Origin of the sequence: Pusillimonas sp. T2 (assembly GCF_002236805.1) — a bacterium.
In the GTDB taxonomy this organism is placed as follows: Bacteria; Pseudomonadota; Gammaproteobacteria; order Burkholderiales; family Burkholderiaceae_B; genus Neopusillimonas.
The window spans coordinates 89904-102002 of the sequence record NZ_NIQA01000008.1 but is presented as its reverse complement, the minus strand read 5'-3'; the positions used below and the strand labels follow the sequence as shown (position 1 = coordinate 102002).

Below are 12099 nucleotides of genomic sequence, written 5' to 3'. Positions count from 1 at the left end.
GATCCATGGGTATTCAGAAAATAACGTCGCAGGTGTATCGACCATTTCGTCGGCAACGGGGCTTTTCTTTAATCGAAGTGTCGATCGTGACGGCGATAGTGTTGTTGCTGGCAATCATTGGTATTCCGGCGGTGGGCAGTTATGTCATAGAGAATAAAGTGCCCAAAGTCGGCGAGGAGCTCGCCCGGTTTGTGCTGCAAACCAAAGTCAATGCGCCAAACGGTTCTACTGAGCCCTACACCGGCATTGCCACGACCAATTTTGCTAATCTGGTGCGGCAATCGAGCATATTCTCTGTTTCCGGCACTGATGCCACCACCAAGGTGCTGCACGGGTTGGGGAGCGCGGGGGAGGTCACTGTTGCAGCGGCTGATCTGGGCGCCGGCTTTGCCATTACCCTGACCAATGTGAACCATGTGGCTTGTCCGGCTATTGCCTCGGTCATGCAGCGCGTCAGCGACACAATGACCGTTGCTGGCACCACAATAAAAGATACGTCAACGCCTTACAGCGCCTTGTCGACCGAGGCGCTTTGCACGCCCGGCGACGTCAACACCTTTGTGTTCACCGCAAGCTGAGTCCAATGAAGACAGCGTCGCAGCGTGGCTTTGCATTGACCGAGCTTATGATTGCTGCTTTGATGGCGACCTTGCTTGCTGTTTGGGCCTCCGAGACCTGGGTGCGGCGCACCCAGGAAGCCTCGGCCGAGGCTGCGGCGGCCTGGATGCTGGCTGTCAGGGTGTCGGCCGAGCGGTATGTCATCCGTTATGCCGATAGCTTGCGTCAGGCAACGCGGCCAGCCGATGTCAGTATCGATGGTGTTGTCGATAGTGCGGCTCCCACATTGGCCGAGCTGAAACAGCAAGGGATGCTTGAAGCTGGCTTCCCGGAGACCTATGGACGCGACCTTCGGGTGGCCGTCCGCATTCTGCGTAGTGGCGTGTGCCCTGGTGACGAATGCCGGATCGAGGCCCTGATTCATACGACACGCGCGCTCGATACGGCTTTGGCGGGTCGGTCGCATGAAGGGTTACTGGCCTATTGGCTTATGGCCGCGGGCGGTAAAGGTGGAATGGTCTCCCACGCCGATCCCCTGCAAATTAAAGGCGCTGCTTTTGCATTACCCAACCCGCCGCTACCCGCCATGGCGGCGCTCGCCGCCGGCACGGTCGCACTGACGGTCGGTCTTGATAGCGCATTTTCATTTCCGTGGCTCAGGGTTGGCGATACGCGCGATCCGGATTTCAAGGCTGATGTGTCGGCGGCAGGAAATGTTGTTTCTGACGCAGCTTTTCGAGCTCAGGGGTCGTTGTGGTTGGGCGAGAGGGCCTACGCGGGCGCCGCGTGCCCGGAAAATGGCCTGATCGTACGAGAGCACTATGGCGGCTTGTTGGTGTGTCGCAGCTATCAGTGGATGTCTGCGGGTGGGCGGGGCGGGGGTGGTTATTCGGTGAATACAGTATCGGGTTGCATGGCCATGGCCGCGAACCCGGTGACCGGTCAGTGCAGTTGCCCTGCAGGGTATACCGTCGTGCTGATTGCTGATAGCGGCCCCAAGGCCGACGCGGAAGGTCGGACCCGGGGTTATTTGTGTGCAGGTTAATCGGGCCGCGACCTCAAGGTGTCCAGTTGGCGATGAACGCCCGTTCTTCGTCGGTCATCTGGGTGATGTTGGCCAGCGGCATGTATTTGCTTGCAATCACTTGCTTGAGCAGCGCGGGGTTGGCCAGGACATCGGCCTCGGTTTCAAGGACGATACCGGCGGGCGCTGATGCAAAGCCCGCCTGGGTGGGTTGCGCGGCATGGCACTGTACGCAACGGGCTTGCATGATTTCGAGTACCCGGGCCATGTCGTTACCCGCCTGACCATTGGCGGCGGGCGCGGCCGCTGTTGCTGTTGTCGTGGTGGCGGCGGCTTGTGGCTTGGGCCGCGACGCTGGCGCGGCAATGACGGCGATGGCAACCAGTAACAAGATGCCAATAATTGGGTACGCAATTTTGTTTTGCCCCAGATGACGCAGCACAAAATATTGCCTGATGATTGCGCCCGAGAAAATGAACAGCACCATGATGACCCAGGCGTACGGGCTGGTATAGGTGAACGAGTAGTGGTTGCTGAGCATCAAAAATACGACGGGTAGCGTGAAGTAGGTGTTATGCACCGAACGCTGTTTGCCGCGTTTGCCATCTAGCGGATTAGGCGTGCCGCCGGTTTGGAGGGCTTTAACCATGCGTCGCTGCCCAGGGATGATCCAGAAGAACACGTTGGCCGACATGGCTGTGGCCATGACTGCGCCTGTCAGCAAGAAAGCGGCACGACCCTGGAAAATGTGCACGCTAAGGTAGGCGACGACAACCATCATGATGGCAACAGCAACACTTAACAGGCCATCGCGCTCCATGTTCGGACTGATTCGTCGGCAGAGCTGATCGTAGACCACCCAGCCGCCAGCAAGAAACAACAGTGCAACGACGTTGACCTGCCATCCGCTGAGTTCACGCACCCATTCCCAGGGGCTGTTGGGGTTGGCCAAGTAAAACGATGGGTTGGCCATGTACAGAATAATGAACAGGGCAAAGCCGCTGATCCACGTAGTGTAGGCCTTGAGGAACGCCCAATGTAGTTCTTGGGGCATTTCGGGCGGGGCCGTAATGTATTTTTGGTTGTGATAGAAGCCGCCGCCGTGCACTTCCCAGATTTCGCCTAGCACACCGCGTTTTTTTGCGGCTTCAGCGGCGGGCGGGCGCAGGCTGTTGTCCATCATGACAAAGTAGATCGACTCGCCGATCCAGGCGATGGCGGCAATAACGTGCAGCCAGCGCAGCAACAGGTTGCCAAACTCGAGCAAATAAGCTTCCATGATTTTTCCGTTCTTATTAAATATGAAATAAGCGCATTACCAGCGTAAAAGCGCGTAACAGGCGTTTAGCTGCCGCGATAGGTGGCGTAAGTCCAGGGGGTGACAACCAGCGGCACGTGATAGTTTTCAAGAGGGTTGGCGATACCAAAGCGGATCACGACCTGGTCGACAAAGCGTGGTTCGGGTACGTTGACCCCTTGCGCCGCAAAGTAGTCGCCGGCATGAAAAACCAACTCGTAGGTGCCTGACTTGATGTTGTCGGCGTCAAGCAGCGGGGCATCGCAACGGCCGTCCGCGTTGGTCTTGACGGTTTTCAAATAGGTGCGCGATGCACCATCAATGCGGTATAGCTCGACGCAAACCCCTTGGGCGGGCCGGCCGTGCATGGTGTCGAGCACGTGAGTTGAAAGTTTTCCCATGGGGCCTCCGGATTGTTAACAATTTATGTTGACGATTTTGTTTTACCAGCCAATAATTGTCAATCAGTGATTTCGTAAAGTCTCCACGGTTTGTGCAGGTGACCTCCTATGCTGTATCTCGATCAACGCTCTGATTTTCCTGCTGAAAGTACAGCCCCTAGCGCGTCTTCGCTTTTGGGCCCGACCGGCCATGTCTCCGAGGTTGACCGTGTGTATGCCGAAATTTTCGATGCAGTCATGGACCGCCGACTGTTGCCTGGCGCCAAACTTACAGAATCGACCCTGTGCGAAATTTTTAATTGCTCTCGTGCCACGGTGCGCGCGGCGCTGGCTCAGCTCGGGCACGACAAAATCGTGGTTTTGCAACCGAATCGGGGGGCCTATGTCTGGAAGCCCAGCCCCGAAGAAACCCGTGACGTTTTCGAGGCCCGGCGCACGCTTGAGTGCGTCCTGATCGACAAATTACTGCAGTTTCCCGACTTGCCGCAACGCTTGCAGCCGCTACGCGACATGGTGCGCCAAGAGCGCGAGGCGTTCGAGCGCGGCGACCGGATCAGTTGGCTCAGGTTGTCTAATGCGTTTCACGTCAAAATGGCTCGGCTGGTCGAAAACCACGTGCTGACCGAATTCATGCATGCCTTGTGCTGTCGCAGCACGCTCATCATCGCGTTTCACGACATCCCGAGCTCAAGCACCTGCTCATACGAAGAGCATGACCAGATTCTTGACCTCATTCTGGCGGGCAATCGCGACGGGGCCATCGCAGCAATGTGCCACCACCTGCAAGATTGCGAACACCGCGTCGGCGAACCTCATGCCCGACGCCCCGACCCATGGTCTGCATTCAGCGTTAAACGTTAGGCCCCAAGGAACCTTTATGTCCCCGAATTATCCGCGTGATCTCGTTGGTTACGGTCGTCATCTGCCCAAAGTTGTGTGGCCCGGGCAGGCAAAAATTGCGGTGCAGTTTGTGCTCAATTATGAAGAGGGCGGCGAGAACTGCGTGTTGCACGGCGACCCGGCATCCGAGCAGTTTTTGTCAGAGATCGTCGGTGCCCAGGCCTATCCCGATCGCCATATGTCTATGGAGTCAATCTACGAGTACGGTTCGCGGGCGGGAGTTTGGCGTATTTTGCGCGAATTCGAGCGCCGCGGCTTGCCGCTGACGGTTTTCGGGGTCGGGATGGCGCTCGAACGCCACCCCGAGCTGGCCCGCGCGTTTGTCGAGCTGGGCCACGAAATTGCGTGCCACGGCTATCGGTGGATCCACTATCAGTCGGCCCCCGAATCACTCGAGCGTGAGCACATGCAGCGTTGTGTCCAAGTCATTAAAGAGCTCACTGGCGAGCACCCTGCTGGTTGGTATACCGGGCGCGACAGCCCGAATACCCGTCGCCTGGTGGTCGAAGAGGGCGGGTTTCTTTACGACGCCGACTATTACGGCGACGATTTGCCGTTCTGGTCTCAGGTCGAGCTTTCCGACGGCACGACACGGCCGCATCTTATCGTGCCTTACACCCTCGATACCAATGACATGCGTTTTGCCACGCCGCAGGGCTTTAACACGGCCGAACACTTTTTTAATTACCTTAAAGATGCGTTCGATGTCTTGTACGCAGAGGGTGAAACTCATCCCAAGATGTTGTCCATAGGGTTGCATTGCAGGCTTATCGGCCGCCCGGCGCGCTTCGTGGCGCTGCAGCGTTTCCTGGACTATATCCAGGGGCATGACAAGGTCTGGGTCTGTCGTCGGGTTGATATCGCCCGGCATTGGATCAAGCACCACCCCTTTCAGGGTGTCTGACCACGCAGCAGACGATAAGCGCCAGAACATAAATAAAACCGACAGAGGTAGACATGACCACAAAGATTTCCATGGCGACACTTAACGCCATGCCCGTTGAGGAATTTGTCCGGGTATTGGGCGGTGTCTTCGAGCACTCACCTTGGGTGGCAGAGCGCGCCGCGGCACATCGGCCGTTTACCGGCGTGCATGCACTGCACACCGAAATGGTCCGCCAGATAGAAGGCGCCGACCACGACCTGAAAATGAAACTGATTTGCGCGCACCCCGAGCTCGCGGGCAAAGCCGCAGTTCGCGGCGAGCTGACACCCGAGTCTACGTCGGAACAAGCCGGGGCTGGTCTGGATCAGTGTTCTCCCGAAGAGTTCTCCCGTCTGACGCAGCTTAATCAGGCCTACCGAGAAAAATTCGGTTTTCCGTTTATTTTGGCGGTCAAAGGGTACGACCGTGCCGGCATTATTGGTCAATTTGAGCGTCGTTTGGGGCTGACCCCAGCTCAGGAAGTGCAGGAAAGCTTGCAGCAAATTTTCAAAATTGGTCGCTTCCGTCTGGAAGCCCTTGTCGAAGAAAACTGAACCTTTTAGCCAAGGTCATTTTTCCGGTTTTTTTATTGTTTCTTGTCAGGAGTCCATGTCATGGCAACCCCACCTTTACCCGCCGGCACCGTCATCAATGCGCCCAGCGTCGATTTTCCCGAGTTTGCGACGCGTTACGCAAATCTTGCATTGGCCGACTTCGGCGCAAAGGTTGTTTCTTGCTCAAACGAATGGTTCGGGCCCGCTGAACGTATGCTTCAGCCGGCTGAGCCGGTGTTTGTTGTGGGCAAGTTCGATGACCACGGCAAATGGATGGATGGCTGGGAAACCCGCCGTCGCCGTGATGGTGGTTACGACCACGCGGTGATTCGTCTGGGGGTTTCGGGTGTCATCAAGGGCATCGACATTGACACCAGTCATTTCACCGGCAATTTCCCTCCGGCGGCCTCGGTGCAAGCCTGTTATTGCGAAGGCGACCCGGACGAGAACACAGTCTGGACTGAAATCGTGCCCTCAAGAACCCTGTCCAGCAGTTCGCATCACTTTATTGCGCTTGACGATGAACGTCGCTGGACGCATTGTCGTCTGAATATCTATCCGGACGGGGGCGTTGCCCGTTTCCGCGTATTTGGCCAACCGGCGGCCGACTGGTCCTCAAAAGACCCTAACGCCCTGCATGAAGTGTCTGCTCTTGCGGCCGGTGGTCGTATTGTCGGCTACAACGACGCCCACTTCGGCGTGCCGTTCCGCCTGATTATGCCGGGTCGCGGCGTAAATATGGGCGATGGCTGGGAAACCCGCCGTCGTCGCGAACCGGGCTATGACTGGTGCGTCGTTGAACTTGCGCATCCGGTACATGTCGAAAAAATTGAAGTCGATACCGCTCACTTCAAAGGCAATTATCCCGATCGGGTATCTATCCAGGCGGCAAACGTTACTTACGGTACCGACCAGTCCATCATTACCCAGGCCATGTTCTGGCCCGTGTTGTTGCCCGAGCAAAAAGCCCAGCCCGACACGCAACACTATTACACGACCGAGCATTTCAACGACGTTGGACCGGTCACGCACGTCAAGCTGAACATGCACCCCGATGGCGGCGTGAGCCGTCTGCGTGTCTGGGGCCGTCTGGCCTGACAAGGAAGACTCATGCCGAACCTGATCAAACTCGAGCGTCTGACCAAAGCTGCATTTGCGCCTTTTGGCGATGTCATTGCCATGGCTGATAACGACTGGTTTCCCATTAACAACGGGACAACGCAGCGCTATCATCATGTCGGTAAAGTACAAATTCGCGGCGACGATGGTCAGGCCGGCATCAGTCTGGCCCGGGGCGGGGCGTTTCATTTCCCCATTTCAGTGTCCATGCTCGAACGGCACCCCTTGGGCAGCCAGGCCTGGATTCCCACGGGCAACACGCCTTTTATCGTGGTTGTTGCACCTAATGGCAGCGACGATAGGCCCGACGAAGCCAACATACGGGCTTTTTATGCCGAGGGCCATCAGGGCGTCAATTATCACGCGGGTACCTGGCATCACCCCTTGCTGACGTTGGCGCAGCAGGGCAATTTCATTGTCGTTGATCGCATCGGCACTACCCCGAACTGCGACGAGTACGACCTGCATCAACAGTTTGTTATCGATGGTAGCTATGCCGATGACGACTGATAGGCGCGCCTGATTGCAGGCGCAGCCACTGACCAAAACTACAAAAAACGGAGACATAATTCAATGCGACAAGCCGTCAGTTTTTATCTCAATGGCGTACTTCAACACGTCGTACCCGTCTCACCGACGCAAACGGTTCTTCAGTATTTACGCGAACAGGCCGGCTTGGTAGGGACCAAAGAAGGGTGTGCCGAAGGGGACTGCGGCGCGTGTACGGTCACCGAAGCTGCGCTCGACCCGCAAGATAATGTCAGCTTTCGAGCCATCAACGCTTGTATCCGGTTTTTGCCCACTCTGGATGGTCGGGCCATCTGGACAGTTGAAGGCTTATCGGCCGACGGTCAGACTCTGCATCCGGTTCAGCAGGCCATGGTTGACCACCACGGGTCGCAGTGTGGTTTTTGCACGCCGGGTTTCGTCATGTCGTTGTACACCATGTATTGCAGTGGCAAGGTTCGCCCGGTACGCGAAGAGGTGCTGGATCACCTGTCGGGTAATTTGTGTCGTTGCACCGGCTACCGGCCCATCATCGATGCCGCGCTCGACATGGGCAATTACCCGGTCGCTGAAGGCGTGACCGCAGCCCAGGTGCAAGGTTGGCTCAAGGCCCTGCGTGATGCGTCAACTGTACCGTTAGTCATCAATCAAAACGGTCACAATTATTGGGCACCGCGTAGCGCCGACCAATTGGCCGACTTGTTGTTGGCCCATCCCGATGCTACTTTGCTGGCCGGCGGCACCGACGTCGGTCTGATGGTTACCAAGCAGCTCAAGGTGTTTCCCAAAGTCATTTATCTGGGCAATGTTGCCGAGCTCGATGTCATTCGTCGCGACGAGGCGGGTTTGCACATTGGCGCTGCAGTGTTGCTCAACGAGGGTTACGAAGCGCTGGTGAACGAGTATCCCGAGGCCCACGAACTCTGGAAACGGTTTGCGTCCATGCCGATTCGCAATTCCGGAACGCTTGTCGGAAACGTCGCCAATGGTTCACCGATTGGTGATAGCGCGCCCTTGCTGATTGCCTTGCAAACACGTGTTGTGTTGCGCAAAGGCAATGCACGTCGCGAACTCCCCCTCGAAGACCTGTATCTTGATTACCGTAAGCAAGACCGTGAGCCGGGTGAGTTCGTTGAAGCCATCAAGGTGCCTTTGCGTGATCCGGCCCTCAGAGTCGCAACGTACAAGCTGTCGAAACGTTTCGACCAGGACATCTCTGCAGTATGCAGTGCCTATGCCTTGCGTCTTGAAGATGGGCAGGTTGCCTCGGTGCGTATCGCGCATGGCGGCATGGCCGCTACATCAAAGCGTGCAGCGGCTGCCGAGGCTGCACTGACCGGGAAGCCGTTTGATGAATCGGCTGTGACGGCCGCCATGGCAGCCTTGGCCGCAGATTACCAGCCCCTGTCCGATATGCGGGCCACCAGCGAATATCGACTGAAAACAGCACAAAACCTGCTGTATCGCTTCTATCTGGAAACCACCGGCGCTGCGGCGACGCGCGTTAATTAATAGGGGGTCCTATGACACAGAATAAATATCAAACGGTCGGCACCTCGGTTAAACACGAAAGTGCACATTTGCATGTCACCGGTCGTGCGCAATACACCGACGACATTCCCGAGGTCCAGGGTACGCTGCATGCCGCGTTCGGTCTGTCTGAACGGGCCCATGCGCGTATTCTTTCTTTGGACCTCACCGCTGTGCGTGCTGCACCGGGTGTGGTGGCGGTTATTACACTGGACGATGTGCCGGGAGAAAAATACGTTGGGCCTGTGGTTGCCGACGAGCCTGTCTTCGCCGATGGTAAGGTCGAGTATGTAGGGCAGCCGCTGTTTGCGGTGGCGGCCACTTCGCACGACCTGGCGCGCCGTGCTGCACGCTTGGCCAAGGTCGAATACGAAAACCTAGAGCCTTTGCTCGACATAAAAACGGCCGCCGACAGGCAGTCTTACGTTTTGCCGCCCGCGCGTATCTCTAAAGGTAATGTGCCCGAAACACTCGCGCAAGGGCCTCATCGCCATCAGGGCAGTTTTTATTGCGGCGGGCAAGAGCAGTTTTACCTTGAAGGGCAAATAGCCTACGCTTTGCCCGGCGAAAACGCCGAGATGCAAGTGTTTTGCTCTACTCAGCACCCGTCCGAAATGCAGTTCATCATTGCGCATGCCTTGCATCAGCCCGCCCACACCGTCAAAGTGCAGTGCCGCCGTATGGGGGGCGGGTTTGGTGGTAAAGAAAGCCAGTCCTGGCCATTTGCTACCGTTGCGGCCTTGTTGGCCCACCATACCGGGCGGCCGGTAAAGTTGCGCGCCGATCGCGACGACGATTTCATGATGACCGGCAAGCGGCACGACTTTCGGGTGGAGTACGACGTTGCCTACGACGACGACGGCCTGATCAAGGCCATTCAGTTCGAGCAGCAATTACGTTGTGGCTACTCGGCCGATTTGTCGGGTGCCGTGGCCGACCGTCAGGTCTTTCATACCGACAATACCTATTACCTCGAGACCTTCGACATTTTGTCGTTACGGGTCAAAACCAATACGCAGTCTAATACTGCATTCCGCGGGTTCGGCGGCCCGCAGGGCATTATGGCTATCGAGTACGTCATCGAAGACATTGCTCGCCGCCTGGGTAAAGACCCCCTAGACGTACGTCGGCGCAATTTCTATGGCAAAGCCGAGCGCAACGTCACGCCGTATCAAATGACGGTGGAAGACAACGTTATTCACGAACTGATTGATCAACTCGAGCAAACCTCCGAATACCGCCGTCGTCGCGAAGAAGTTTCGCGTTTCAATGCCCAAAATCAGGTGCTTAAAAAAGGGTTGGCGTTAGTGCCCGTGAAGTTCGGCATTTCGTTTACCGCCACACATCTGAATCAGGCCGGCGCGTTGCTGCATATCTACACCGACGGTTCGGTATTGATTAATCATGGTGGTACCGAAATGGGGCAGGGGTTAAATACCAAAGTAGCTCAGGTGGTTGCCGAAGAGCTGGGTATTGGTATTGAGCACGTGCGGGTTTCGGCGACCGATACGTCCAAAGTGTCAAATACATCGGCTACCGCGGCATCGTCGGGCACCGACCTGAACGGCAAGGCAGCACAAGATGCTGCTCGTAAAATCAAGGCCGTGCTGGTGGCCTATGCCGCCGACCATTACGGCTGCGATACGGCCGATGTTGTCTTTCGCAGCAATCAGGTGCACTGCGGCGAACGCGTTACATTGCCTTTTGCCAAATTTGTACAAGAGGCTTACAACGCGCGTGTGCCGCTGTGGTCGTCCGGGTTTTACCGCACACCCAAGATTCACTACGACTTTAAAACGCTGACGGGGCGTCCCTTCTATTATTTTGTGTATGGTGCCGCCTGCGCCGAAGTGATTATCGACACCTTAACCGGTGAAAACCGACTGCTGCGTGCCGACGTGCTTTACGATGCGGGCCGCCCAATCAACCCGGCGGTCGACATCGGCCAGATCGAGGGTGGCTTCATTCAGGGTATGGGGTGGCTCACCACCGAAGAGCTTTGGTGGAACAAAGAAGGGCGCCTCATGACGCACGCGCCTTCTACCTACAAAATTCCTTCTATTTCAGATTGCCCCGAAGCCCTTAACGTAGCGTTCTTTAGCAATGGTAATGTCGAGAACAGCGTCTATCAGTCCAAGGCCGTGGGCGAGCCGCCGTTGCCGTTGGCCTTATCGGTGTTTTTTGCCATTCGCGATGCGGTGCATGCCGCGGGCGATCAGCCCGGTGTACTGGCTCCGCTCGATGCGCCGGCGACAGCCGAGCAAATCTTGCGTGCCGTACATGCCGTTGCTCCCGGTTTGAAGCAGCCGGAGCCGGCCACTGCCCATGGCTGACGCAGGGGGCTGGTCTTTAGCGGCGCGCCAGGCCTTGCAGGCTGGGCGCTCGCTTGTTCTGGTCACGGTCGTCCAGTCGGCAGGCTCGGCGCCGCGGGGCGGTGGTGCAAAACTATGGGTGCTCGACAACGAGGTGCTTGGCACCATCGGTGGCGGCCACCTCGAGTTCAAGGCAATAGATTTCGCCCGCAGTCAGTTATCCGACCCTTCCCTGCCGGCCCGGCATATCGAACGTTATGCGCTTGGGCCAAGCCTGGGGCAGTGTTGCGGCGGGGTCGTCTGGCTGGGCTTCGAACGCCTTGGGCCCGAGGATCTGCCTTGGTTTGATCGTGTTGCAGGTTATTTGAGCAAAGGGCTGTCGGTCCGTCGTATCGTCAGCTTTACTGATCTTGCTGCGCCGGTAAGTCTCCAGTCTTCACCCGAGCCTGCGCAAGACTTCGATACCGATCAGGCTTACTGGGATGCCGACTCTGGTCGCCTGACCGACGTCCTCTCAGCGGCCTCGCTTACTGTTGTGGTGTGCGGCGCAGGGCACGTCGGTCGGGCCATTGTTAATATTTTGGGCACGTTGCCGGTGAGGGTCATCTGGCTCGACCCGCGCGACGACGTCTGGCCAGCCGCCTTGCCTGCCAATGTTACGGTGCTTCAGGGCGACGACGGTGACGTCGCCGATTGCCCCGATAATGCATGTTGGCTGGTGCTGACGCACAGTCATGCCCTTGATATGGCGCTTGTGCAGGCCGTCATGGCCCAAAAAACGTTCCGGTTCCTGGGGCTTATCGGCTCGGCCACAAAAAAAGCCCGCTTCGAGTCGCGGCTGCGTCAACACTTCCCCGAGGCGATGGTGGCTCAAATGACCTGCCCTATAGGGTTGGTCAAAACCAACAGCAAGTTGCCCGAAGTCATCGCCGTCTCGGTTGTTGCGCAATTGCTGTCGCTGACCTGAAAGAT

General features: G+C 57.2%; 12 protein-coding genes. 10 read left to right on the top strand and 2 right to left on the bottom strand.

Annotated elements, in window-relative coordinates; translation table 11 throughout:
- Positions 1–5 precede the first annotated feature (5 nt).
- Both PuT2_RS12515 and PuT2_RS12510 read left to right on the top strand, forming a co-directional pair.
- On the top strand, positions 6–578 hold the full coding sequence (locus tag PuT2_RS12515) for a type 4 pilus major pilin (RefSeq protein ID WP_093971320.1): 573 nt from the start codon (positions 6–8) through the stop codon (positions 576–578).
- A gap of 5 nt (positions 579–583) precedes the next feature.
- Entirely contained in the window at positions 584–1603 is a 1020-nt protein-coding gene (locus PuT2_RS12510; protein ID WP_093971319.1) for a hypothetical protein, read from the top strand.
- Between the two features lie 13 nt (positions 1604–1616).
- Here PuT2_RS12510 and PuT2_RS12505 read toward each other — a convergent pair whose 3' ends face one another.
- Positions 1617–2861, bottom strand: coding sequence for a urate hydroxylase PuuD (locus PuT2_RS12505; protein ID WP_093971318.1), 1245 nt, complete (start codon positions 2859–2861; stop codon positions 1617–1619).
- Between the two features lie 65 nt (positions 2862–2926).
- Complete coding sequence (gene uraH / locus PuT2_RS12500) at positions 2927–3280, bottom strand: hydroxyisourate hydrolase (RefSeq protein ID WP_093971317.1); 354 nt, start codon at positions 3278–3280, stop codon at positions 2927–2929.
- Between the two features lie 108 nt (positions 3281–3388).
- Between uraH and PuT2_RS12495 the strand changes: the two genes are divergently transcribed.
- The 8 genes from PuT2_RS12495 (at position 3389) to xdhC (ending at position 12094) form a co-directional block, all read left to right on the top strand.
- Positions 3389–4141: a GntR family transcriptional regulator gene (locus PuT2_RS12495; RefSeq protein WP_093971316.1), complete on the top strand. Its 753-nt coding sequence runs from the start codon at positions 3389–3391 to the stop codon at positions 4139–4141.
- A gap of 16 nt (positions 4142–4157) precedes the next feature.
- Positions 4158–5084, top strand: coding sequence for an allantoinase PuuE (puuE, locus tag PuT2_RS12490; protein WP_093971315.1), 927 nt, complete (start codon positions 4158–4160; stop codon positions 5082–5084).
- A 53-nt stretch (positions 5085–5137) separates the two neighbouring features.
- A complete protein-coding gene (gene uraD / locus PuT2_RS12485) occupies positions 5138–5659 on the top strand; it encodes a 2-oxo-4-hydroxy-4-carboxy-5-ureidoimidazoline decarboxylase (RefSeq protein ID WP_093971314.1) in 522 nt (173 codons plus the stop codon).
- A 93-nt stretch (positions 5660–5752) separates the two neighbouring features.
- Positions 5753–6757, top strand: coding sequence for an allantoicase (gene alc, locus PuT2_RS12480; RefSeq protein WP_093971366.1), 1005 nt, complete (start codon positions 5753–5755; stop codon positions 6755–6757).
- A 12-nt stretch (positions 6758–6769) separates the two neighbouring features.
- Positions 6770–7288 (top strand): ureidoglycolate lyase, encoded by a 519-nt coding sequence (locus tag PuT2_RS12475; RefSeq protein ID WP_093971313.1) that lies wholly within the window; start codon positions 6770–6772, stop codon positions 7286–7288.
- 63 nt (positions 7289–7351) lie between these two features.
- Positions 7352–8797 (top strand): xanthine dehydrogenase small subunit, encoded by a 1446-nt coding sequence (gene xdhA, locus PuT2_RS12470; RefSeq protein ID WP_093971312.1) that lies wholly within the window; start codon positions 7352–7354, stop codon positions 8795–8797.
- An 11-nt stretch (positions 8798–8808) separates the two neighbouring features.
- A complete protein-coding gene (gene xdhB, locus PuT2_RS12465; protein ID WP_093971311.1) occupies positions 8809–11148 on the top strand; it encodes a xanthine dehydrogenase molybdopterin binding subunit in 2340 nt (779 codons plus the stop codon).
- The gene (xdhC, locus tag PuT2_RS12460) at positions 11141–12094 is read left to right on the top strand and encodes a xanthine dehydrogenase accessory protein XdhC (RefSeq protein ID WP_093971310.1); all 954 of its coding nucleotides are present in this window, start codon (positions 11141–11143) and stop codon (positions 12092–12094) included. Before xdhB ends, xdhC begins: the two co-directional genes overlap by 8 nt.
- Positions 12095–12099: the final 5 nt, after the last annotated feature.